A 24017-nucleotide genomic window follows, 5' to 3' on the forward strand; every position below is an offset into this window, starting at 1 on the left:
CTGCCTTAACCCTTAGCAGCCACTCTATTAAACAGAGTGGCTTTTTTTTGCCTCAGCTACGCTGTTTTTTTGTTTTTCATAAAGCGGCTTTTTTACAACTGGGTATTATTTATTTTTGTTTTAAGCGAAAACAAATATGCCTCGTCTTTTTTATCTAACAGCCCTTGTTGTCGCGCTTTATGAATCAAATCAGGGCGGCGCTCGGCGGTAATACGCAAAGACTGTTCACGACGCCAACGTTCTATGTTTTTATGATTTCCGGACTTAAGCACATCAGGAATAGCCTGACCATTATAGATTTCTGGTCGCGTGTAATGCGGACTATCTAATAAGCCATCTAATCCACTATGAAACGAATCGCATACGGCGGATTGATTATCATTCAATACCCCTGGAAGCAACCGAATAACACTGTCCATGACAGTAATCGCTGCGATTTCCCCGCCAGATAGCACAAAATCACCAATTGAGATCTCATGCGTAACACGCGCATCAATAAACCGCTGATCTATTCCCTCGTAACGCCCACAGATAATAATTGCGCCAGCTGACTCGGCCCATTCCTGAGCCATTTTTTGATTAAATTTACGTCCCGTCGGACTCATGAGAACCACTGGCACGATGGATGTTGATTGCGCCTGACGCGCCAATAATGCCTCGTCAACGGCCTTATCCAACGGCTGAGCTAGCATTACCATACCAGGACCACCGCCATAAGGGCGATCATCTACTGTACGATGCACATCATGCGTATAGTCGCGTGGATTCCAAAAATGCAGATCCCAAATGCCTTTATTGCGCGCACGCGCATTCACCCCATTATCTGTTAGGGGAGAAAACATTTCAGGAAATAAAGTGATAACGTCAAAACGCATAAGCGTTATACGTCCACAGACCAAGAGCTGTGTATTTGTTTTTTGTCGGTGTCGACTTGATGAATAAAAGCGTCAACAAAAGGGACCAATTCAACAATAGGTCGGCCTTTAGCTGTAGAGTGCGCGATAAACTGGGCCTGATCGTTTAGGGTGCCGGTATGAATTTCGAGCACGGCGTGAGCTCCGTTATCGAATACATTTTCGACTTGTCCTACCAACACGGACTGGCCATTGTGGTCGCCATACAATAGGCAGCCAATCAAATCGACCCAGTAATGCTCGTCCTCGTCCACTGAGGGGAACTCAGCTCGCGAAACCCAAACAGTATGCGCTTTAAGCTTTTCGGCTGGATCACGATCATCAAACCCCTGGAATTGTGCAACCACTGCTGCACTATGAGGACGGGATTTAATCACCGAATATAACTGCGCCGGAGCAGTTGCCAAGTCGCCCGCCTTGTTGGGAGGTACGGGCGCTCGGAGCCACCACTTTTTAACGGTGAGTAAAACTTCTGCGTCAGCTGAATAAGGTTGAACCTTAATCCAGCCACGCACCCCATAAGCAGATAGAACACGACCTACTTCGATTAGATCAGTAGGCACCGCAGATACAACCTGTTTAGAAGGCATAGCGAAGTTTTAAGACCTATTATTAAGCAGCTTGAGCTTTGGAGTATTCTTTGACCAAACGAGCAACAGCTGGTGAAAGCTGAGCACCGTTGTCAACCCAATGCTGAACGCGGTCTAGTTGTAGACGTAGGTTTTCTTGACCTTCGCCACCTACGGGATTGTAGAAACCTAAACGCTCAATGAAGCGACCATCGCGACGATCGCTAGAATTGGCGGCTACTACAGTGTAAAACGGACGTTTCTTGGAGCCACCACGGGCTAGGCGAACTACCACCATTGATAATCCCTTCCTTAAAATATGTGTAAAACAAAAGATTTTACCACTAAGTGAACCTTAGCGGAAACTGTGGAGCCTATTTTACACAATTTACGCATCAAATAGGCAACAGTTTTTTAAATCTACCAGTTAACGACGACGCACAAAATGAATAAGCGTGTCATCTTGTTGATACTGAGCTAACAAGGTGTTCCCGGTTTGCTCAGTAAATGCTTGAAAATCACCCTTGGCATGTGGGTCAGTCGTCATTATTTTTACGACCTGCCCACTTTGCAGTTGCGCCAAGGCTTTTTTAGTACGAAGAATAGGCAGTGGACATGTTAAACCACTGGCATCAACTTCAGCATCAAAAGCAATGGAATCAGTCATAGTTATCCTTGATTAGAGCTGGGACTCAACCCAAGGCTGCACGGACGCTAAAGCCGCAGGCAGAGCTGACTCATCTGTACCACCACCCATCGCCATGTCTGGACGACCGCCCCCTTTACCACCAACTTGAGCAGCAACCATTCCTAAGAGGTCGCCTGCTTTAACTTGGCCATGTAGATCAGCCGTTACACCCGCAACTAAACTAATTTTCCCGTCTTTAGCTGTGGCCAGCAACACCACCGCTGACTTTAGCTTATCTTTCAGTTGATCAACGGTGGTGCGTAATGCTTTAGGATCTGCTCCTGCCACATTAGCAGCAAGTAACTGACTACCATTTGCTAAGGTAATGGCTTGACCAGCTAGGTCCTGACCAGCAGAAGCCGCTATTTTGTCTTTTAGCTGATCTCTTTCACGCTCTACATCACGCAGTTGATTTTGCAACTGCGTTAACCGATCTGTTAGCTTTTCAGGTTGGGTACGTAACGTCGCTGCAGCGCGTTGTAATGTAGACTCACGCTGCTGAACCCATGCCAATGCGTTCTCTCCGGTGATGGCCTCAATGCGACGCACACCAGCAGCAACACCACTTTCAGAGATAATTTTAAATAAACCTATATCCCCTGTGCGCTGTACATGCGTACCCCCACAAAGTTCACGCGAAAAGCCAATATCTAGTACCCGAACCTCGTCTTCGTATTTTTCACCAAACAAGGCTACTGCACCGCCACTGACCGCATCGTCATAGCTCATTAGCTGCGCTGCTACGGCGTTATTAGCTAAAGTTTCAGCATTTACAATAGATTCAACCTGAGCCAATTGCTCTGGGGTTAGAGCCGAATCATGAGCAAAGTCAAAACGTGTTTTATCAGCATCTACCAAGGAACCACGCTGCTGCACATGGTCACCTAAAACCAAACGCAACGCTTTATGCATCAAATGGGTTGCCGAGTGATTGCGAATGGTATGTTGGCGATGTGCCACATCCACCTGAGCCTCTACTACATCACCCACAGACAAGGTACCGCTTTGTAAGCTGCCTTGATGTCCAAACACATGGCTTTGTATTTTCTGTGTGTCTACTACCGAAAACTGAGCCTTCGCTGTGCTTAAGACACCAGTATCACCCACTTGCCCACCTGACTCGGCATAAAAAGGCGTCGCGTCTAAGACCACAATGGCATCTTGGCCTGCCGCTATAGTGTCAACCGCTGAGCCATCAACATATAAAGCGGTAATTCGGCCTTGGCCTGATAAATGTTCGTAGCCATCAAAACGTGTTGCTACCCCATCGTAACGTAAGTCTGCGGCCACTTTAAACTTACCTGAAGCACGAGCCATTTCGCGCTGTTTATTCATTGCTGTTTCAAAACCAGCTAGATCGACCTCGACCTCTCGCTCACGACAAATGTCTGCCGTTAGATCAACAGGGAAGCCATACGTATCGTACAAAGTGAAAAGCGTTTGACCATCTAACACACCTTTTTCTGGTAAGGCTGCCAAAGCAGATTCCAGAATTTTCATACCATGCTCTAGGGTCTCGCTAAAACGCTCTTCCTCTTGTTTAAGGATTTGTTCAATACGAGACTGGTTTGCGGATAGCTCTGGATAGGCCTCGCCCATCTGATTAGCTAACTCTGCAACCAAACGATAGAAAAAGGGATTGTTTTGACCTAGTTTATGGCCGTGACGTAAGGCACGACGCACAATGCGACGTAATACATAGCCACGCCCTTCGTTGCTTGGGATTACCCCATCAACAATCAAAAATGAACAAGCACGAATATGATCCGCAATGACTTTTAGCGAGTTATTAGTTAGATCTGTAGCCCCCGTTTCTTTGGCAGCTGCTTTGATCAGATGCTGAAACAAATCAATTTCGTAATTAGAGTGCACATGCTGTAAAACAGCAGAGATGCGTTCTAGGCCCATTCCCGTATCAACACACGGCTTAGGCAAAGGATTAAGATTGCCCTCAGCATCGCGGTCAAACTGCATGAACACCAAGTTCCAGACCTCGATATAACGATCCCCGTCCTCTTCGGCAGACCCGGGAGGGCCACCCCAGACATCAGGGCCATGATCATAGAAAATCTCTGAGCATGGGCCACAAGGCCCTGTATCTGCCATTTGCCAGAAATTATCCGACATATAGCGACCACCTTTATCCCCAATTCGGATAATGCGGTCTGTAGGCACACCAATGTGTTGATGCCAAATATCGTAGGCCTCATCGTCTTCTTGGTAGACAGTGACCCAGAGTTTTTCTGCTGGCAACCCATACACCTTAGTGAGTAAATCCCACGCATAGGTAATGGCGTCTTGTTTGAAATAATCACCAAAACTAAAGTTGCCCAACATTTCAAAGAAAGTATGGTGGCGAGCGGTATAGCCGACATTTTCTAAGTCATTATGTTTACCACCGGCGCGCACACAGCGCTGCGACGAAGTGGCTCGAGCATAAGGACGCGATTCCTTTCCAGTAAAGACATCTTTAAACTGGACCATACCTGCGTTGGTAAACAGCAGGGTAGGATCATTGCCAGGAATTAAAGAGGATGAGGCCACGATCTCGTGACCACGTTCTTGGAAAAAAGATAAAAACTTTTGACGAATTTCGGATGTTTTCATTGAAAGCAGCACGGCAAAAATAGGTAACAAACCATTATAGTAACTGTTTACCTAAATACCTAACACCGTCTAGGTGTGCGGTAGGTTTACAACGGAGATTAAACACAAACAAAAACCTTAAGAGCAGGTCGTGCAATCGCATTATCAAAATACGTATCTTTAACCTCTGAGGCAGTTGAGCCTGGCAGTTCGTGTTTTTTATAGCCACTCGCACACTCACATCGCCCTCTACCATCATAATAAAGATTACGAGGATTCGGTAGCCAACAATAATAAGAATAATACACAGACTGCACAGCATAAAAACCGCCTGGTGAGTCTGGAATCGTTATTCGCCAATAGGTTTGTATCATTTGCCTATACAAATCCATTGACATCATCGACACTACTGGGCGTATCCATTTCCCATTTTCGCAGCTCATTAGCCCCTTGCCATCTTTTCCTCGCGCGATCGCCCCAATGCTAGAGCATGCAGCACCTAATGTTTCTGTGCGTGGTAAAATCAGATAACGTCCTATGCGCGCATCATCTCTTACCGTTAAGGCACCATCAATATTGACATCGGTTTCAAATAGTGGGTTTTTATCTACAGGCCCTGTCTCATTCGAGAGTAATGAGGTATCGGTTGAGGCCAACAAGGCCACTGTCCCTGGAGGAAATGTTAACCCCTCCACTAGCTCATGGTGAGCCACCTTTAGCCGAGCACCGCTAAAATGATAGGGATTTTGGTCCGTCACTACTAAACCCTCTCCTTTCTGTACAGATTGCCAGTAGGCCATCGCATCGCTATCCATACGTTGCTTTTTAGTCTGAAATGGCTGTGCATTGTAAACTAGACCATGTAAATAACATGATGCCTCAGAACAACCCTGGGCCTTATAAAGAACAATTTTCAACTGATCACCATCTGGAAATGCGGGCGGCAAAAAACCAAGTTTTTTTAGCTCTAATAACGTTGGCTGTCCCAAATTTTGTATTCCCGGAAAGGCAAAGGGGCTAGATTGCAGTAAAGCCGCAGCATGTGTAGTTAAAAAGCTCTGTAACCCTTGACGTGCATCCTGCATCCAAACGGCAACGGCTTCTGTTTTTGCCTTTTCTGCACGCTGAGCCAACCAATGAATTGAGCCAACAGATATAAGGGTTAAGAACGCTAGCACTATCGCCAGCTCAAGCAGCAATGAGCCTCTTTGCTTAGACATAATATGCCCTTTTTTTAAATTACAATAAACTCAAAAGTATTCACATCCCCTCTTTTGCACTGCTGACGAGTTTGAATAGCGTTATAAGTAGTAGAAGCATCTTTGACAGAAACATTTTCCACCTTAATGCTAGCTGCCACCCGCTGCAATACCGAGGCTAATCCAGGACAAGCCGAATGATGTACATTCGTAAATGTTATTTTTAGCTGCGCCCCACTTTGGTCTGGCACCAACGTCACCAAACCATTTTTTCCTAATCCATGTAAAATACGTGTAGAGCTGCCTTGGGAGTCCACGTTAAAAACTCCGGTATCATCCAACTGGCTAATAAAAAACTGATTATTAACAGCCAAATAGGGGCTTTCCTCAAAGACAGGCGTGTTCACGGTATGACTTACAATAAAACGAGCAATCCCCTCTCCTACTTTAGGTACACGATTCTCAATCACAAAGCCATTGATAGCAGGAATCCCAATAATGGCTAGCAGTAAAACAATAGCACTGACGACCGACACCTCTATGAGGGACAAGCCTCTTTGAGATTGATTTCGACTCTTAGATCCAGACCTTTTATCTAACCGTGAACTAACTACATTTGAATAAATAGCAGCTTGATTTTGTACGTTCATGTCACTCTCCTAGCACCTAACTGGCGTAAAACATCAATAATGCGCGCCGCAGCTCATCAATAACGGCATAATGCCATCCACCAATTAGCAATAACGTCGCTACACAAAACAACAACATAAACCAACGCCATATCTGCGCTTGCATCGGTAAACGTTGTGCTAAAACCTGTTGCAATCTATGGGCTGTTAACCCTAAAGCAGTTACTAAGTCTTGGCTTTGCTCCATATCTGCCAAAAACCACACCATATCCTTAGATAGCAACCCCACATCAAAGCTATAAGCTCCCGTTTCACCTTGAGTAATCTTTAGCTCTATCTGTTTCAAATGAAATCTCAGCCACTTATTTGGCGTAGCTTGCATCAACTGTAAGGCCTGAGCTAAGCGCAACTGCCTAGATACACCCTCAAGCAAAAGAGTAATTAGCTTCAATGCTGCTAAGCTTTGCAACGCTTTATAACTACGCCACGGCTCTACGTAATCCAAATAAACTCGACCTCTTCCTACATATAGAGGCAAAGAATAAAAACCTACTGTAATAACCAGTACAAAAAAACAAAGAATCCCTACCCCATAGCGCTGACTAAAGTGAGCCCATGCAAATAAAGAGCGCGTATAAAAACCATAAGAAGCCTCAGGAACGGCATAAAACGTATTTTGTAACTGAGGGACAGTAAACCAAGGCATCAAAAATAACACTGACAGCAATAAGGCCAGAGCAAAACCAACTGGCCAAAACAGCTTAGACAACATATTTCTAAACTGTTTTCTTTCTTGAAGCTGCAAAGTTAGTGTTTCTAGCGCACTCATTAAGGACTGAGACCCTTGCACTTGGCTAATTTTGAGTAATAACCAAGCCTCTGTACTTAATGCGTTTTTCCAGGTCTGGGCCAAATTACCCCCATTTTTCTGGTATTGACTCAACCAGTAAGCTGACAGTCGTCCCCGATAGTGCTTAGGTCCATAACGCTGTATATCAGCAGCAAATACAGAACGCATCGTATATTGCCCTTGGGTTCCTTGTAATAACTGACTGACATATAAAAAATAATCGGCTTGATACTTTTTAAATTCTCGCAAATCAAAAAACCGTTGTAGCGATACCCACTGATTACGCATTACGCTCTCCTAGCTGTAAATGCCGCCATGCAGGTGACGCAAAAACAGAAAAGTAAGCCTCTATATCAAAAGGGTCTAAGAGCCCCAATCCACTTTGCTCTAAGGCACTACCACGAATATCGATCCATTTAGCCTCACGCAGCACGTTCTGTAATAAAGCAGGTTGGTGCAAATGGTGTAAAAAATTAGGGATGCGAGAGGGGTCAAGAATTTCGGCACACACAATACGACCGTCCCAACCCTTTAAGGCCTCTAGCTCTGCACTGCAACAATTTGCACAGCCCTGATCGTTACGGACTCGTATTTTTAGCAAATTCTCTGTGCCTACTAGACTCTCTAGGTTATTACGCCAATTTGCAAAAAGCAGCCCACTATAGATCGTCTTATCTATATAAGACGGAAAGTCAGCGAGACTTAACAATGGAATAGAGCAGACTGAACACAAACGCGGTAATAAACATTGATGGACGATTAGTCTAAGCACCCCAGGCGCAGCTAATAGATCCATAGAAACATCTATAAAATCAGAGTGCAATCGAGCCGGGACTAACGCTGCACTGTTTGCATGCACCGTCGTGTATAAACGTACCCCCGATGAGGCCAAATCGGTAAAAGCTCGCCCAGTCTCTTTGTCTCGAATTTCACCCAATAAAACATCGCTCATGGCTGATCGTTTTAAAGCGCGTAGCTTAGTGGCAAAGGCCTCATGAGACTCTTGATTCAGGTCGCGGCTTAAAGAAACCTGAACAGCATTAGGTATGATGTACTCTACAGGGTCCTCTATACTAATCACCTTACGCCATGCCGGTAATGAGGCGACCAAAGCAGCTAAGGTCGTTGATTTTCCTGAGCCTACTGCGCCAGAAAAAACAATAGCACCACCATCAGAGGCTGAAACCTGCTGCAAAATATGCTGTTGCTCGGGCAAATAGCCTAACTGCGCTAAAGTAGGTAGTGACTGATGTTGATCCCGGCGTAAGATACGTAAGCACACACTAGGTCCTAATTCTGCAGCCAAAGCCCCCCAGCGCAAAACAATCGTTTGACCATCAATATCACAAGACAAGCTGCCTTGCTGCTCTTTGTGAGGATCAAATACCGCCCCATTACCGCCTCGTATACCCATCCACGCAACAGAAAGTACATCATGCAAAAACTGAGTGCTAATGCCTTGGAATTTAAGAGGACAGATATATCGGCCAGCTATGGAAAACCGCACTTCTGAAAACTCACTTTCAGAAAAAACATTGATATGAATATCGCTGGCTTTATGTTGAACCCCCCAACGAACAATATCGAGAAACGCATTAAATAAATCAGCCTGTGACCAGGGTGTTCCAGACGCCACTCCCACTGAGCCAATAGTGCTTAAATTAACCGATGGATCTCGAATAAGCTCTAATAACAAAGCAACACTCAACACATAGCGCACCGGGGTTGCCAGCATATAGCCCCGATTTTGTAGGCGATGAGCCAATGCCTCTATTGCATCTCCTTGACAATGCTCCTCTACGGAGAAAATGGCCACACTCCCATCCGTAAGCAGCACAGGGCAAAGACGACTGATGGACTCTCCCAAATCAAACTCGTAAGCGAGCAATTTTTTAATACCAGGCTGTAAACTATGAATTTCGTGCAAACTATTTAAACAAAGAGGCTCAGGCCCTAGATCAACAGGGTCAAGCAGCATAGGTTTTGGCTCCTTGATGCGCCATGAAAATCGCTTGAACATTAAGGTTGCCCTCCCTTAGGGGTAACGCATGCCTTCATTGACTGCTCTTTATAAGCCAGCTCAATACATTGGGCTGTCATAGCAACCAATCGCAATTGATCTGGTTCTAGTTCCCCGCCAACTGGCCACGTTTGTCCTTTCAAATACAAATAAGTCTTACCGTTAAAATCCACCTCGGCCAAAATGCGCTGGCCTACTCCGTACATCGCCCTTAAATACAATTGTGGTGGCCCGTCTGAGTTGATGTGAGATGAGAGCTGAGAGGTCTCCTTTTGTACAGGACTAGGGGCTACCAGTTTTTCAGCCTCAAGACGCATCAAATCTCGTACTAAATGTGACTGCTCTGCCCACACAGAAGACGCATCCTCCGGTACAGCAAATGCAAAGCCGCACCAAAAGAACAACGCACATGCGACAACGTAATGGCAAATCCATAAATGACTAAATTTAATGTCGTACATACACCATCCCCTGTAAATTTGCCTGTAAAGCACTATTCTTTAAAGACGGCATAACTTGTGGCCTATATGTCAACGTCGCCCTATACCAATGCAATGCATTATCCATATCAAATAAAAGTCCCAAGGACCGTACAGGCCCCTCGAAATGCAACGTCTGTGAAAAAATAGGAGCATACTTAGCGTGACTCGCTACAGCAGGTACCAGTAGAGTAGGTTCCACTAAACGCAACGACTGGAAAGCAGGCCGTATGTGCTGCAGCTGACTGAGTAAACCTAACCGAACCTCATCGGCCGTACGCCATTGGCCCTGTCCTATTTCATAGGCATTTTGACTCTGTAGCACAACCTGCTGCATGTTCGTTTCGTGAATAACCCAGCCCTCTGGTAAAAGAGCCTCTAAGTCCAAAGCGGTTGCTGTGTCTGTCGTAGTTGCATAACGATGTTTACAACGCCACAAGTTATATTGAGCCTCACAACTAGAGTCTTGGAGCTGCCAGTCCGCTAGTTGTAAAGGAAGATGCTCCCAGAATGAAATCAATTGGCGCAATGCATCAGAACCATTCGGCTGTATTTGTTGCGTCTCCCAATAGGACAAATAAGGATCTATCTCTGGTTCAGAAGACGCCGCCTCGGCCTGATTTAAATCCAACTGCCACCAAACAATCAATGCTATACATAAGCTCAAAAGAAATGCAGAGGGCCATAATCGCCTTTTCAAAGTGTAAAGCTCTGCTTTCTGTAAAGATCGTGTTGCAATTAAAGTAAAGAAACTCGTTAGTTCCTCAAAAAAGGCCGAGACATGCAACTCCAGATACTGCTGCTTTAATAGATCCAAAGCTGCACTGACTTCATCAGGACTGTTAAAAAGCACATCAGCCCTACTCATCGGAGTGCCCTCCTGACACCCAACCAACCAGTAATGCGTCTCATTAATTTTATAAATCGCTGCATGTACCCCTTTGGGATATAACAAGGCATAGCAAACAGCCGCAGAATAGAGTTCTTTTTTTATAGCTGCCCTCTTTTTCTTTAAGCCAATTGCAGTGAACGTCGTGCCAGCAACCACCCAATGATTCGCTTTCTCTTTTTTAGCTAACTGCTTTGTTTGAGGGGATGACTTCTCTCCCACCATAGATAGCCAACGCAAGCCAAAAACAAGCTGTTTCTCACCAAAAACAGACACATATTCCATTTGCATTAGAGTCCCTCCTCGACTTGGGCGGTAATAATAATGAGAGTACGTAAATGCTGTTGCTGTACTCGATTACCCCCACCAAAAAACAAAGGTATGCCTGGATTTAAACGCCTTTCTGTGGTTTCTTGCTCTATGCGGTCAAAACCGGAAATAACCAAAGGTTGCCCCGGACGAAGCAGCACCTGTTGCACCGTACCCGACCCCTCAATGGTGACTTGCTGTACTTGCATGCCTTGATCTGCTGCACCGACTGCCATTGTTTTTAAAGGTTGAGCAATGGTGTTGTCATAAGCCACCGAAAGCAAAACCTGCCCATCTTCTTGGATATCTGGAACCAGTGTCAGTACTGAGCCTACGGTTTCCTCTTTTTGACTTAAGCTAACAGCATTTGTTGTTATGCCTGTGCCCGATGTATAAGGAGTGGTTTCCACCTTATCCACATAACTAAAAGTAGTACGTAATGCATGCGTCACAGGCCGTCTATTTAGACTCAAAACAGGCATACTATGACGCCTAACCACATTGGCCACTTCATCAATTGCTTTGACAAATGCCTCCGTTTGACTAAAAGGCCCCTGTTTAATCGCCGCACCTACCTGCTGCATAGCTGCCGTACCTACCCCACCAATACTCATTGATGCAGCTAATCGAGCACTATTAAAAATGACATTCCAATCCAGATTGAGCTCTGCCTGGCTACGAGCACCGATTGTGATTTCTTCAAATACCAAGCGCACTCTACGAGTTAAGACTTGATTCTCTTGTTTAATGAACTGCTCAATTTTGTCTAATGCATAGGGTGTGTCACTGACCACGATGACATTCGACCCACTAGAATGTGCAACGACTCGGCCAGCAGGAGTCATAAAGAGAGCTAAACGCTCTTTTAGCTGGCCTAACTCATCACTTTGGTATTGCTGTAACTGTGTTCCTGACTGACTACGAAAACCACTTTGATCATCAGATGCAGCGCTGCCTACACTGGCATGGCTTGATGCCGCCAGCGATAAGGCTCGCACCTGAAAAGATCGTGTCTCCGTTTTATAAAACTCAACAAAATCCCCCTCAAAGCGCCAATACACATCAAAAAAAGCACTGATTTTATCTAAGCTATGAGCTAAAGGTTCAGCAGGACCAACCAGTTTTAATCGTTTTTGGTTTAACGCTGTACTCTGAATTGCTGAGTCTAAGAATGCCTCTGCCGCTAATAAAGCCTCTGGCTGAACTCGTACAGGAATCTGAGTCGCTAAGGTAATACGCTCTGCGATCTGATCAAGCAACAGCCCCTGCCCTTGAAACAAGAGTGTGGTTGCTACATTGGCCTGTAACGCGGGGGGCAAACGTAGTTCTCGGGCTAAAGGTTGTGCCGCCCCCATTACCCACGGTTGCTCTATTTGCTGTAAAGGTATACGGGTTGACTGTTGTGTTTGGGCTATCAGTCGCTGCTGCATTGCCGCCGTTTTCTCTTTCTGGGTTTGCTGCTCAAGCTGTACGTGTCGTAATTGTTCAGTTAACTGACATGCACTCAGGCTCATCAAGCAGCTAAGCCCAAGAAATAATCGATAGCTCATAGTGTGCCCCTACCTAAGACGTATGCGACAGCACGGCGGTAGGATCGCATTGCTGTGCTAGGGGGATAACTCGCATGACTTTATTGCTATATAAGCACGCCTGTAGCGGTCGACTACCCAATGCCGTGCTACGCATAAGCTGCGTAACGGCGTCATTAAACTCAGCACTAAATAAGGCAGACGAAACAATTGGAAAATCGACTTCGACCTCCCAGTGTTGATCCAAAAAGACCCAGCCATCTCGTTGTGCCCAACGCTTTAATGCCTGACGTATCGTGCCATCATTAGGAGCCACACTAAAAGGAATTTCTGCCACAGCAAATGCGGCCACTGGCTGAGAGTGTGTAGGGAGAGACCCAGTATCTGTGAGAGTTACGTCATCTACACCATCTGCTTTCAAGGAAGATGGCGGCGGCATGGCATCTACCACTGAGACAGAGGCAACCGCATCGGGCTGCTCAGTGATTGGCGACTGTAAGGCGGAGCTTAAAGCAGGAGGACTATAATGAGCTTGCGCCTGTAACGCTGCGCCTCTAAACAATAAATGCTGCCATGCCCCTGAAACAATAATATAAGGATCAGAGCGTTTATAACTGAGGGGAATATGACGCCCATTTTCTAAGGCAAAAATAGCTGGGATATTTTGCTCTACAGCAAACTGTAACCACAATTGATTGTTGGCACTAAAGACTTGTAGAGGAGCTACCTCTCGATCCCCGGACAGGCGCCAATTAAAATCATACTGCGATGCCTCTTTTTTTATGGGCTGCATAAAAGAAAAGGTCTGCGCCCACGAGTGGGTATGTTCGCACGCGGTTAAAGTTGTGGTTAATAGCGCTACCCCTAGTATTGTCTTGATCATGTTCGCCTCCAAAAAAATAGCACTCAGATCATGAGTGCTATCTTGAAGACAAACTAAAGCTATGCCTAGATTGTATTTATACGTAGGATTTTTTTATCTTATTTCTGCTTAATCAGTTTATTCGCCTCGGTGGCCGCTGTTTGTAAAGCGGTCATGGCGGACTGTTTGCCATCTAAAGCATTTTCAAGAGTGGTATTAAAAATAGCTCGAATCTGATGGTAGTTATGTACTCTAAAACCACGCGTGGTGTTTTCTGGTTTTTGCCCATAAGCAGCAACCAAGTTTCTCCACTCGCCTAATTTGCTGTAGTAGCTCGCATCTGTTGCATTAAAAGCCTCGTGCGTCAGAGGTAAAAACCCGGTGTCCTGGTACCATTTAGCGGCATTAGCTGTCTGCGCTAACCAACCAATAAAATCCGTACTGGCCTTGTCATGCTCAGCACTGTGTCCTTTGGTTAACCACAGGCCAGAGCCAGTGACAAACGGATTACCTGGTGTGGCGGTTACTTGTGGGTAATACGGAATACCGCTGACTGAAAAATCTAATTTTCGTTGTGCAGCAAATTCTCCTAGATTACCTGAGTTAGACAAAAACACCGCGCACTCACCACTCTCAAAGCGCTTCGGTGACTGTGGCCCCTCAGAGGGATGAACCATGATTTCACTTCGCACCCAACTAATCATCGTTGAAAGGTGGCGAATATACATCGTGTCAAAGTTAAAACCGGCTTTGGCTCTATTGTCAGCGCCAGCATAAAACTGCTTATTAACGGCAGCTAAGTTTTCTAAGTTAATTGACACGGGTTGATCTGATGTCAACGGACAACGACGTGAACCATTATTAGCCAAAGTCACTAACTGCTCTTGAAGCTCTAACCAGGCTCTAGATGGCTGCTGTGGCGTTAACCCTGCTTTTTTAAATGCATCTACGTTGTAATACATAACCGGAATTTCTGCCATCATAGGCAGCGCCAATAGGTTGCCTCTGGCGTCGTGCATAAAGTTGTTTTCCGCAGGCAGGAACCAACGTGCATTTTTAACTGGGTTTTTAGCTAAAGCCTGATGCAATGGCCAAATATAAGAGCGTGTTGAAACATCATCTAATCCAGATACCTCTGGCAATTGCACTAACTGCGGACGTTCTTTATCGGCCGTTAGGCTTAGGGCCGCATCCAAATCGGCTTCGGTATCGAATGCTTTGGTTTTGACCTGTGCATCTTTACTTTGTTTATTAAAATCTTTAACCAGTTGCTCAAAGATTTTTTTATTCTGATCATTCAAGCTATACCAAACCTGAATGTCTGTGGCTGACCAGGCTGTAGAGGAAAAAGCTAACCCAGCAAAAGCCGTGAACAATGCACAACCTAGACGCTTAGGTGTAAATAAAGAATGAGTATTCATATGCCCTTCAATGCAAAAAAGGAAATTCTGGCTCGGGTTGACGATTTGCGATCAAATCAGCCAAAGCACGCCCTGAACCCGCTGCCATTGTCCACCCTAAAGTGCCATGCCCGGTGTTCAAATAAAGATTTTTGATATGCGTCCGTCCAATTAGAGGAGTATTGGATGGTGTCGCTGGACGTAGTCCAGACCAAAACTGCACATTATCAAAATCAAGCCCGTTTGGAAACAAAACTTTGGTTTGTTTAACCATCATATTGCAACGTTTTGTACTTAATGCCTTGTTATAACCACTGAGCTCAGCAAGTCCAGCTACCCGTAACTGATTGCCCATACGCGAATACACCAAGCGACTTGCCATATCCGTCAAATTTGCTTTAGGTGTTGCCTCTGAGTCAAGAATCGTAAAGGTAGCTGAATATCCCTTTGCTGGATAAACCTGACACGTCACACCTAGTGGCTCAAGCAATAATGGGCTATAAGCCCCCATGGACACCACAAACAAATCGGCCTTGATGTGTTGGTAATTGCCTTGATCGTCAATCACTTCAGCTGAAGTGATTTTACCATCGGTATAAAGCAATCTAACTACTTCATGGTTATACAGAAACTGCACCCCTTTGTTTTGAGCCTGCTGGGCTAACTGCTTGCTAAAGCCATACGCGTCACCTGACTCGTCCTCACTGCAATAGTCCCCTCCGACTATTTGGTCTTTTACCGAGGCTAAAGTGGGCTCTAGCGCGATCACCTCGGCGGGGCTAAGCACCCGTCGATCCACACCTAGATCTCTTAAACGATCTACCCGATCCTGAGACTCATCAAAACTACGCTCATCTCTATAAAAGCTGAGAATACCACTATCATGGTATTCATAATCTATTTTTAGCTGCTGACGTAGCTGATTCAAGGTAGAGCGACTGTACTCAGCTAGTCGTACCATAGCGCGTAAGTTAGCCTCGAATCGAGATGGCGCACACTCTCGCAAGAAAGCCAGACTCCATAACCACTGTTTACGATCCAAGGATGGCCTAAATAACAGTGGAGCATCATCCTTTAATAACCAGCGTAATAATCGCCACGGAGCCTCTGGGGTAGCCCAAGGCTCAGAGTAGGACGCCGATAATAAGCCCCCGCATGCACGCGTTGTGTCTTGGCCTGGCCCAGACATACGATCAATGACAGTCACCTCATGACCGTCTTGGGCTAACCACCACGCACTCGTGATACCGATGACCCCACTACCTAATACGACTATTTTCATAGAAGCTCCGCTAAAAACAACATGCGCTATCAATGGCGCATGTTTTAAGTCAACCTATTAGGAAGCTAAATCGGCCTCAGAAGTAAAGGCATCTGCATAAAACACGGCTGCATCTAGCCCACACTTTTCCACAAAGTCTTTTTGTGCACTTTCAACCATAATTGGTGCTCCACATGCGTAGACCTCCCAGCCGGATAGATCATTCATATCCTCAACCACGGCATGGTGGACAAAGCCTGTGCGACCCGTCCAGTTGTCCTCAGCCAAGGCATTCGATACCACAGGCACAAAAGTAAAATTGGGAATCTCTTTTTCCCACTGCTGAGCCAGCTCCATCATATAGATGTCTTTGGGTCGACGACCACCCCAGTAAAAACGAATTTCACGTTGAATATTTTTTTGCTGCATGTGTTCAACCAAGGCTTTGATTGGCGCAAACCCTGTACCACTTGCAAGGAAAATTAAAGGCTTAGTGCTTTCTTCACGTAAAAAGAAGGAGCCAAAAGGAGCCTCTGCACGAAGCATGCCTCGCTCTTTCATTGCTGGCTCAGTGAGACCAAACACATGATCGGTAAACGCACCACCAGGCATATGACGAATATGCAACTCAATCTGATTATTTTCCTGAGGAGGGTTCGCCATGGAGTAACTACGACGACGACCGTCTTTCATGATCACCTCCATGTACTGCCCAGCGTAATACATCAAAGGCTGGCCTGGAGGTAGTTGCAAGGTTAAACGCATCACATCATCATTAATGCGCTCCATTTCCATCACCCGGGCTGGTAATTTTCTCACCTGAATATCAGTGGTTAAACGAGCTTGAGGTGACTCAATTCGCATATCAGATTTAGGTTGTGCCTGACACATCAAGGTATAACCTTGGTCTAAATCTGCTTGTTCTAGAATATGTTGGGGTGCCTCTCCGGCCTCGAACTCACCCTCTAAGACCTTACCTTTACAGGTGGAGCATCCGCCCCCTCTGCAACTATAGGGTAAAACGATTTCAGCCTCTAAAGCGGCATCTAAAATATTTTGCCCAGGTTTAACCTCAAAAGATAAACCAGAGGGCTCTACTGTAATTTTATAGCTCATTTTTTTATTCCGTTATCACTGCAGCTTTTAAGACTGCATCGCTTATTTTACGTTCAAGCGTTTTTCCTTTACGGGCGCGCTTAGCTTGGTAGGATTCCAAAACAGATCCGGTAATATCCCAATCTGTTTGACGACGACGATAGACACCAGACAACACAAATCCAGTCTCTGGCCCAGTGGCCCACTGAACAATTTCATCACCGTCGTCTAAATCCATCAACTTTGTACCTCGGCCACCACCGCTTAACTCTCGTAGTTCCGCTATATCAATAATTAAAAATCGCCCAGCGGCACTAAGTAGCGCTAATAAGGTATGGTTAGGTGCAACATATAAAGGAGCTAACAAGGTATCGTCCTCAGTGACCGTGATAAATTGTTTACCCGCACGCTGACGTGTAGACATATCACCTAGCTTAGTCACAAATCCATAACCACTTTTAGCCCCGATTAGTAATTTTTGTTTACTATCGCCCACCACCATTTGCACGATAGGTGCGGCACTATTCACGTCTGCTAGAGCAGTAATAGGCTGGCCATCACCTCGGGCTGAGGGCAAATCTGCCACGGCCACATTATAAACACGCCCATCTGCTCCGATAGCAATGAGCTCATCAGTACTACGACATTCACGTGCATCGTAATAGCTATCACCACTTTTAAAGTTAAATTGCTGGACATCATGTCCATGCCCTTGACGTCGTCGTAGCCAACCCTGTTGAGACATAATCACAGTTGTGGGCTCATCAATCACTTTATTTTCTAAAACAGCACGCTCAGCTTCTTGAATCAAAGTACGACGCGTATCAGTGAACGTTTTAGCATCACTTTCAATTTCTTTTATTAGCAATCGCTTAAAGGCCGTTTTACTATCTAGTAGTTTTTGTAAGGCCGTTTGCTCTTTACGTTGCTTGGCTAGCTCTTGTTCAATTTTAAACCCCTCAAGACGCGCCAATTGACGCAAGCGCATCTCAAGAATATCCTCAGCTTGGCGCTCTGTTAACGCAAAGCGTTCCATAAGGGCAACTTTAGGCTCATCTGCATCACGAATGGTTTGAATAACAGCATCTACGTCTAGATATACCGTCATCCGCCCCTCTAGTATATGAATACGATCGGTGACTTTATCTAAACGATATTGCGTGCGCTTACGCACCGTATCAGCACGGAAAACAAGCCATTGTTCAAGCATCTGACGTAAAGTACGCTGCCCGGGCCTACCATCTATACCAATACTCACTAAGTTAATACTGCTGTTACCTTCCATGCTGGTTTGCGCTAATAAGGTATTGATAAATTCATCTCTATCAATACGGCTAGACTTAGGCTCAAACACCAAACGGATAGGGTCGTCTTTGCCTGACTCATCACGTACAGCATCTAATAACCCGAGCAATAAAGCACGCGTTTGCTGCTGATCTGCCGTCAAGGCTTTACGGCCTGCTCGAATACGAGGGTTTGTTTTTTCCTCTATTTCCTCAAGAATCTTTTGCGTAGATGCCCCGGGTGGTAATTCTTTAACCACCAGCTGCCATTGACCACGGGCTAACTCCTCTATTTCCCAACGAGCTCGTACTTTAATGGAACCCCGGCCCTGCTTATAAATGGTCTGTATCTCTTGTGCAGAAGAAATAATTTGTCCACCGCCTGGAAAATCCGGCCCCGGAATCATGGCGTAAAACGCCTCATCAGACAAATCAGAATCATCAAGCAAAGCAATACAAGCCGCAGCAATTTCACCTAAATGATGTGGAGGGATCTCTGTGGCCATCCCTACCGCAATCCCTGACGCTCCATTTAAAAGCACAATAGGTAAGCGCGCCGGTAACAGAACCGGTTCTTTTTGTGAACCATCATAATTAGGTTCAAAGGCTACCGTGCCCTCACCGAGTTCGTCTAACAATAAGTTCGCAAACGGGGTGAGTCGAGCTTCGGTATAACGCATGGCAGCCGCATTATCACCATCTCTAGAGCCAAAGTTACCTTGCCCATCAACTAGGGGGTAACGCAACACAAAGCTTTGGGCCATGCGTACCATCGCATCATAAGCCGCCTGATCACCATGCGGGTGATATTTACCTAGTACATCACCCACCACACGAGCAGATTTAACGGGTTTAGCGCCTGCGGCTAAACCCATTGCATTCATGGCATATAGAATTCTACGCTGTACCGGCTTTTGACCGTCAGACACATCTGGAAGAGCCCGCCCTTTCACTACAGAAACGGCATAGTCCAAATACGCTTGTTCTGCATATTGAGCTAGGGTGATGGCCTCGTCATTTTCAGCCACAGTCACCGCAGCGGGAGCCTCTTGCGCCCCCGATGCAAACAAATCAGGTTGCATCATAGTTTTCCTACGTAATGCTTTACAAAATAATTAAATATCAACATCAGCTAAATTACCTTTGGACTCTAACCAGCTACGTCGCTGTGAAGCCTCGCTACGTGCCATGAGCATCTCAAACATTTGCTCAGATCCAGCCACACCTTGTAGTCCATGATGAACAGGCATCAAACGTCGTGTGTCTGGATTCATGGTGGTATCCCATAACTGCTCGGCACTCATTTCACCTAAGCCTTTAAATCGACTAATCGCCCATGAGTCCTCACGTACTTTTTCTTTGCGTAATTTATCAATAGCGCTATCTAATTCGGCCTGATCTAAGCAGTAGACTTTACGCGCAGGGCGTTTTCCAACGGCAGGAACATCCAAGCGAAATAAAGGCGGTCTAGCCACAAAAATATGTCCAGCTTGAATTAACGCAGGAAAATGTCGGAAAAACAAAGTGAGCAATAACACTTGAATATGTGACCCATCCACATCCGCATCAGACAAAATACATATTTTCCCATAACGCAGACCCGATAAATCCGGGCTATCAGTGGCCTGATGCGGGTCCACCCCAATTGCCACTGAAATATCGTGAATTTCTTGATTAGCAAATAAACGGTCTTGATCCACTTCCCATGAATTTAAGACTTTACCCCGCAATGGCAAAATCGCCTGAAAGGATTTGTCTCGGCCCATTTTGGCAGATCCACCGGCTGAGTCTCCCTCGACTAAAAATAACTCTGTGCGACTCACATCATGGGACTCACAATCGGTCAATTTGCCAGGTAACACGGCTACACCCGAGCTTTTACGTTTTTCTACTCGCTGAGTAGATCGCACACGCGCTTGAGCATGACGAATCACTAAATCAGCTAGCTTTTTACCCTCATCGACCTCTGTATTCAAGCGCAACTCCAACGCATTTCGTACAAATGTACTAATCATGCGCACCGCATCACGGCTATTTAAACGCTCTTTAATTTGCCCTTGAAACTGAGGGTCTAGGATCTTGGCAGAAAGAACAAAACTAACGCGTGCGAATACGTCTTCGGGTAATAGGCGTAAGCCTTTAGGTAATAAGCTATGCAAATCAGCAAAGTTTTTTACCGCCTGATATAAACCATCGCGTAAACCAGCCTCATGAGTTCCACCGGCTGGGGTAGCAATCAAGTTTACAAAAGACTCGCGTACAACCGCGCCCTCAAGTGTCCACGCTACGACCCATTCCGCGCCCTCGCCTAAGGCATAATTCTCATCATCTGCTGTGGCAAACTGAGCCCCCACAAATAAAGGAATAAATAGCTCTTGGTCATGGAGTGACTCTTGTAAATAACCACTTAACCCACTCTCATAGCACCACTCTAATTTCTCGCCAGTTCTTTCGTTTATGAGTGTAACAGTCGTACCACTGAGCAAAACAGCTTTGCTGCGCAGTACATGTTTAAGCTCTGCAAGAGGGATAGTTGGCACATCAAAATACTGCGCATCAGGCCAAGCCCGAACTAAGGTTCCTGTTTTACGTTTAGGTGCGCTGCCCGCTATATGCAAGGGTTCCAGCAGATTTCCATCGGCAAAACTAATCTGGTGTATTTCGCCCTGACGCCAAACCTGCACCTCTAATCGAGTCGACAACGCATTGGTAACAGAAACCCCAACACCGTGTAGTCCCCCCGAAAAAGCATAAGCCCCACCGTCTTTCTTATCGAACTTACCCCCTGCGTGTAAACGTGTAAAAACCAGCTCAACCACTGGCGCATTTTCTTCGGGGTGTAACCCTACGGGAATACCGCGACCATCATCAGCAACGGAGATACTTTGGTCTTTATGTAACGTAACAATAATTTGTTTGGCATACCCAGCAAGGGCTTCGTCTGCCGCATTATCAATAACCTCTTGTATAATATGCAAAGGGTTATCAGTGCGGGTATACATGCCCGGACGTTGACGCACAGGCTCTAAACCTTTCAACACCCGAATTGATGATTCATCGTAATTGGACTTAGACACTATCTAATCTCTATCAATCGGTAAAAAATCTATTTTACGAACTTTTCACGAACTCTGCGTCGCTACCTGTATTTAACCTAGATGTGACTTTCCACATCCCCATTTAGCCGCACACATAGTACGATTGTTATGGCATGCTGTAGATTAAGCACAACAATAGCGGGCATAGGCCTTGCTTTCATTGTGCTATGTCCTCGCCTTCTCGTATAGTGTATTGAACCATTTCCTTTTTTACTCATAAAATAATGCCATGAGCCAAAACATTAAAAACGTATCCGATGCGTCTTTTTCTGAAGACGTGTTACAGTCTGGTCAACCCGTATTAGTCGATTACTGGGCCGCTTGGTGTGGCCCATGTAAGGCGATTGCCCCTATTTTGGACGAAGTTGCTGAACAATACGCAGGCCGTGTTACTATTGCAAAACTAAACGTAGATGAAAACCCCGAAACAGCCGCTAAATTTGGCATTCGTGGTATTCCTACCTTAATGCTGTTTAAGGATGGTCAACCAACTGAAACTAAAGTTGGCGCGCTTTCTAAATCACAGCTACAAGAACTCCTCGATAATTCTTTATAAACAACAATTTCTGCGCGAGCCTGCTCTTGGCTCGCCGCCGTTGGCTGATTCCCTTCTTTTCTTCTCATGCATCTCAACGAACTAAAAGCTCTGCACGTCTCGCAGCTGCTAGAAATGGCTGCAAGCCTAGACATCGACAACGCTAATCGCATGCGCAAACAAGAACTTATGTTTGCAATTATGAAAAAACGCGCTAAACAAGGCGAACAAATTTTTGGCGATGGCGTACTCGAAGTATTACCAGACGGTTTTGGTTTTTTACGCTCTCCCGAAACCTCTTATCTAGCTAGCACCGACGATATTTATATCTCTCCTTCACAAATTCGTCGATTCAACTTACACACTGGGGACTCCATCGAAGGCGAAGTACGTACCCCTAAAGACGGTGAACGCTATTTTGCACTTGTCAAAGTAGACAAAGTCAACGGCATGCAGCCGGAGGCCATCAAACATCGTATTATGTTTGAAAACCTGACCCCTCTGCACCCAAATCAACCGATGCGCCTAGAACGTGACATCAAGAGCGAAGAAAACATTACAGGCCGTATCCTGGATATTTTTGCTCCTATTGGTAAAGGCCAACGTGCTTTAATTGTAGCCAGTCCCAAATCCGGTAAAACCGTGATGATGCAGCACATGGCTCATGCAATTACCGCCAACAATCCCGATGCAATCTTGATCGTTCTTTTGGTGGATGAGCGCCCCGAAGAAGTGACAGAGATGCAACGCACTGTACGCGGTGAGGTGGTCGCTTCTACCTTTGACGAGCCAGCCACCCGCCACGTTCAAGTGGCAGAAATGGTCATTGAAAAAGCAAAACGTCTTGTAGAACTGAAAAAAGACGTCGTTATTTTATTGGACTCCATTACTCGTTTAGCTCGTGCTTACAATACGGTGGTGCCGTCCTCAGGCAAAGTGCTAACTGGTGGTGTAGATGCCAACGCTTTGCAACGTCCTAAACGTTTCTTTGGGGCGGCTCGTAATCTCGAAGAAGGCGGCTCCTTAACCATTATCGGTACGGCTCTAATCGAAACCGGTAGCCGTATGGACGAGGTCATCTACGAGGAATTCAAGGGTACAGGTAACTCTGAAATTCACCTTGAACGTCGCTTGGCTGAAAAACGTATGTATCCAGCCATTAACCTCAATAAAACAAGTACTCGCCGCGAAGAACTTCTCATCAAGCCAGATTTACTGCAAAAAATCTGGGTATTGCGCAAATTCATCCATGATATGGACGAGGTTGATTCCATGGACTTTATACTTGATAAGGTTCGTGCAACAAAAACCAATACAGAATTCTTCGAAATGATGAAAAAATAGTACATAATAAATAAGCCTCTTTTATAGAGGCTTATTTATTTTCTGCCCTAAGACGAATGGCATTGCCTTAGGTTTATTAATGACTTCTTTTACTTAGCTGAGCTTATGGTTTTTTGATCAGGCTACTCAGTGTTTTCCATACAGGATAAACTCATGAAAACCGCAACTTTGACGCAATTTCTCCAGCATCTGCAACAACGAGATCCCCATCAACCAGAATTTATACAAGCTGTCCAAGAGGTTTACCAAAGCCTTTGGCCTTTTCTGGAAGATCATCCCGAATACGCGGACTTTGGTCTACTCGAACGTCTATCTGAACCTGACCGCGTTTTTCAATTTCGCGTTACTTGGGTTGATGATCAAGGCCAAACACACGTCAATCGCGCTTTCCGAGTGCAACATAACAACGCAATAGGCCCTTACAAAGGCGGCATGCGTTTTCACCCCTCTGTTAATCAATCTATTTTAAAATTTCTAG

Annotated in this window: 21 protein-coding genes; 3 read left to right on the plus strand and 18 right to left on the minus strand. The window is 45.6% G+C overall.

The window, feature by feature from the left end:
* Positions 1 to 92: 92 nt before the first annotated feature.
* From trmD to Q0Z62_RS01065, 18 genes are all read right to left on the minus strand, one after another.
* Positions 93 to 875 carry a tRNA (guanosine(37)-N1)-methyltransferase TrmD gene (gene trmD / locus Q0Z62_RS00980; RefSeq protein WP_298050233.1) on the minus strand — a complete coding sequence of 261 codons (783 nt, stop codon included), beginning with the start codon at positions 873 to 875 and terminating at the stop codon, positions 93 to 95.
* A 5-nt stretch (positions 876 to 880) separates the two neighbouring features.
* Positions 881 to 1504 carry a ribosome maturation factor RimM gene (gene rimM / locus Q0Z62_RS00985; protein ID WP_298050234.1) on the minus strand — a complete coding sequence of 208 codons (624 nt, stop codon included), beginning with the start codon at positions 1502 to 1504 and terminating at the stop codon, positions 881 to 883.
* Between the two features lie 22 nt (positions 1505 to 1526).
* The gene (gene rpsP, locus Q0Z62_RS00990) at positions 1527 to 1781 is read right to left on the minus strand and encodes a 30S ribosomal protein S16 (RefSeq protein ID WP_269901712.1); all 255 of its coding nucleotides are present in this window, start codon (positions 1779 to 1781) and stop codon (positions 1527 to 1529) included.
* Between the two features lie 129 nt (positions 1782 to 1910).
* Positions 1911 to 2156 (minus strand): sulfurtransferase TusA family protein, encoded by a 246-nt coding sequence (locus tag Q0Z62_RS00995; RefSeq protein ID WP_269902158.1) that lies wholly within the window; start codon positions 2154 to 2156, stop codon positions 1911 to 1913.
* Positions 2157 to 2162: 6 nt separating this feature from the next.
* Positions 2163 to 4778, minus strand: coding sequence for an alanine--tRNA ligase (gene alaS / locus Q0Z62_RS01000; protein WP_298050235.1), 2616 nt, complete (start codon positions 4776 to 4778; stop codon positions 2163 to 2165).
* Between the two features lie 98 nt (positions 4779 to 4876).
* A complete protein-coding gene (locus Q0Z62_RS01005) occupies positions 4877 to 5977 on the minus strand; it encodes a hypothetical protein (RefSeq protein ID WP_298050236.1) in 1101 nt (366 codons plus the stop codon).
* A gap of 14 nt (positions 5978 to 5991) precedes the next feature.
* A complete protein-coding gene (locus Q0Z62_RS01010; RefSeq protein ID WP_269901709.1) occupies positions 5992 to 6606 on the minus strand; it encodes a type 4 pilus major pilin in 615 nt (204 codons plus the stop codon).
* Positions 6607 to 6622: 16 nt separating this feature from the next.
* Positions 6623 to 7723: a hypothetical protein gene (locus tag Q0Z62_RS01015; protein WP_269901708.1), complete on the minus strand. Its 1101-nt coding sequence runs from the start codon at positions 7721 to 7723 to the stop codon at positions 6623 to 6625.
* On the minus strand, positions 7716 to 9413 hold the full coding sequence (locus tag Q0Z62_RS01020; RefSeq protein ID WP_298050237.1) for an ATPase, T2SS/T4P/T4SS family: 1698 nt from the start codon (positions 9411 to 9413) through the stop codon (positions 7716 to 7718). The genes Q0Z62_RS01015 and Q0Z62_RS01020 overlap by 8 nt, the downstream gene beginning before the upstream one ends.
* Before the next feature lie 41 nt (positions 9414 to 9454).
* A complete protein-coding gene (locus tag Q0Z62_RS01025; RefSeq protein ID WP_298050238.1) occupies positions 9455 to 9916 on the minus strand; it encodes a hypothetical protein in 462 nt (153 codons plus the stop codon).
* A complete protein-coding gene (pilO2, locus tag Q0Z62_RS01030; RefSeq protein WP_298050239.1) occupies positions 9903 to 11114 on the minus strand; it encodes a type 4b pilus protein PilO2 in 1212 nt (403 codons plus the stop codon). Before pilO2 ends, Q0Z62_RS01025 begins: the two co-directional genes overlap by 14 nt.
* Complete coding sequence (locus tag Q0Z62_RS01035) at positions 11114 to 12682, minus strand: hypothetical protein (RefSeq protein WP_298050240.1); 1569 nt, start codon at positions 12680 to 12682, stop codon at positions 11114 to 11116. Before Q0Z62_RS01035 ends, pilO2 begins: the two co-directional genes overlap by 1 nt.
* A 13-nt stretch (positions 12683 to 12695) precedes the next feature.
* Complete coding sequence (locus Q0Z62_RS01040; RefSeq protein WP_298050241.1) at positions 12696 to 13544, minus strand: TcpQ domain-containing protein; 849 nt, start codon at positions 13542 to 13544, stop codon at positions 12696 to 12698.
* Positions 13545 to 13642: 98 nt separating this feature from the next.
* Positions 13643 to 14944: an extracellular solute-binding protein gene (locus tag Q0Z62_RS01045; protein WP_269901702.1), complete on the minus strand. Its 1302-nt coding sequence runs from the start codon at positions 14942 to 14944 to the stop codon at positions 13643 to 13645.
* Positions 14945 to 14951: 7 nt separating this feature from the next.
* Entirely contained in the window at positions 14952 to 16205 is a 1254-nt protein-coding gene (locus tag Q0Z62_RS01050; RefSeq protein ID WP_298050242.1) for a D-amino acid dehydrogenase, read from the minus strand.
* 57 nt (positions 16206 to 16262) lie between these two features.
* Positions 16263 to 17300 (minus strand): CDP-6-deoxy-delta-3,4-glucoseen reductase, encoded by a 1038-nt coding sequence (locus Q0Z62_RS01055; RefSeq protein WP_269901701.1) that lies wholly within the window; start codon positions 17298 to 17300, stop codon positions 16263 to 16265.
* Positions 17301 to 17304: 4 nt separating this feature from the next.
* Positions 17305 to 19644, minus strand: coding sequence for a DNA topoisomerase IV subunit A (gene parC / locus Q0Z62_RS01060; RefSeq protein WP_269902157.1), 2340 nt, complete (start codon positions 19642 to 19644; stop codon positions 17305 to 17307).
* A 33-nt stretch (positions 19645 to 19677) separates the two neighbouring features.
* Positions 19678 to 21564, minus strand: coding sequence for a DNA topoisomerase IV subunit B (locus tag Q0Z62_RS01065; RefSeq protein ID WP_298050246.1), 1887 nt, complete (start codon positions 21562 to 21564; stop codon positions 19678 to 19680).
* 325 nt (positions 21565 to 21889) lie between these two features.
* Here Q0Z62_RS01065 and trxA point away from each other — a divergent pair, with 325 nt between their 5' ends.
* From trxA to Q0Z62_RS01080, 3 genes are all read left to right on the plus strand, one after another.
* Entirely contained in the window at positions 21890 to 22216 is a 327-nt protein-coding gene (gene trxA, locus Q0Z62_RS01070; RefSeq protein WP_269901700.1) for a thioredoxin TrxA, read from the plus strand.
* Between the two features lie 66 nt (positions 22217 to 22282).
* Entirely contained in the window at positions 22283 to 23539 is a 1257-nt protein-coding gene (rho, locus tag Q0Z62_RS01075) for a transcription termination factor Rho (protein WP_298050243.1), read from the plus strand.
* A gap of 153 nt (positions 23540 to 23692) precedes the next feature.
* The coding region (locus Q0Z62_RS01080) for a Glu/Leu/Phe/Val dehydrogenase dimerization domain-containing protein (RefSeq protein ID WP_298050244.1) at positions 23693 to 24017 on the plus strand (325 nt) is incomplete at its 3' end.

Origin of the sequence: uncultured Paenalcaligenes sp. (assembly GCF_947630565.1) — a bacterium.
Lineage (GTDB): Bacteria > Pseudomonadota > Gammaproteobacteria > Burkholderiales > Burkholderiaceae_B > Paenalcaligenes > Paenalcaligenes faecalis.

Coding starts and splice junctions, on each gene's coding strand:
- trmD (WP_298050233.1), bottom strand. CDS start 875: ATGCGTTTTGACGTTATCACTTTATTTCCTGAAATGTTTTCTCCCCTA.
- rimM (WP_298050234.1), bottom strand. CDS start 1,504: ATGCCTTCTAAACAGGTTGTATCTGCGGTGCCTACTGATCTAATCGAA.
- rpsP (WP_269901712.1), bottom strand. CDS start 1,781: ATGGTGGTAGTTCGCCTAGCCCGTGGTGGCTCCAAGAAACGTCCGTTT.
- alaS (WP_298050235.1), bottom strand. CDS start 4,778: ATGAAAACATCCGAAATTCGTCAAAAGTTTTTATCTTTTTTCCAAGAA.
- Q0Z62_RS01005 (WP_298050236.1), bottom strand. CDS start 5,977: ATGTCTAAGCAAAGAGGCTCATTGCTGCTTGAGCTGGCGATAGTGCTA.
- Q0Z62_RS01010 (WP_269901709.1), bottom strand. CDS start 6,606: ATGAACGTACAAAATCAAGCTGCTATTTATTCAAATGTAGTTAGTTCA.
- Q0Z62_RS01015 (WP_269901708.1), bottom strand. CDS start 7,723: ATGCGTAATCAGTGGGTATCGCTACAACGGTTTTTTGATTTGCGAGAA.
- Q0Z62_RS01020 (WP_298050237.1), bottom strand. CDS start 9,413: ATGCTGCTTGACCCTGTTGATCTAGGGCCTGAGCCTCTTTGTTTAAAT.
- Q0Z62_RS01025 (WP_298050238.1), bottom strand. CDS start 9,916: ATGTACGACATTAAATTTAGTCATTTATGGATTTGCCATTACGTTGTC.
- pilO2 (WP_298050239.1), bottom strand. CDS start 11,114: ATGCAAATGGAATATGTGTCTGTTTTTGGTGAGAAACAGCTTGTTTTT.
- Q0Z62_RS01035 (WP_298050240.1), bottom strand. CDS start 12,682: ATGAGCTATCGATTATTTCTTGGGCTTAGCTGCTTGATGAGCCTGAGT.
- Q0Z62_RS01040 (WP_298050241.1), bottom strand. CDS start 13,544: ATGATCAAGACAATACTAGGGGTAGCGCTATTAACCACAACTTTAACC.
- Q0Z62_RS01045 (WP_269901702.1), bottom strand. CDS start 14,944: ATGAATACTCATTCTTTATTTACACCTAAGCGTCTAGGTTGTGCATTG.
- Q0Z62_RS01050 (WP_298050242.1), bottom strand. CDS start 16,205: ATGAAAATAGTCGTATTAGGTAGTGGGGTCATCGGTATCACGAGTGCG.
- Q0Z62_RS01055 (WP_269901701.1), bottom strand. CDS start 17,300: ATGAGCTATAAAATTACAGTAGAGCCCTCTGGTTTATCTTTTGAGGTT.
- parC (WP_269902157.1), bottom strand. CDS start 19,644: ATGCAACCTGATTTGTTTGCATCGGGGGCGCAAGAGGCTCCCGCTGCG.
- Q0Z62_RS01065 (WP_298050246.1), bottom strand. CDS start 21,564: ATGTATACCCGCACTGATAACCCTTTGCATATTATACAAGAGGTTATT.
- trxA (WP_269901700.1), top strand. CDS start 21,890: ATGAGCCAAAACATTAAAAACGTATCCGATGCGTCTTTTTCTGAAGAC.
- rho (WP_298050243.1), top strand. CDS start 22,283: ATGCATCTCAACGAACTAAAAGCTCTGCACGTCTCGCAGCTGCTAGAA.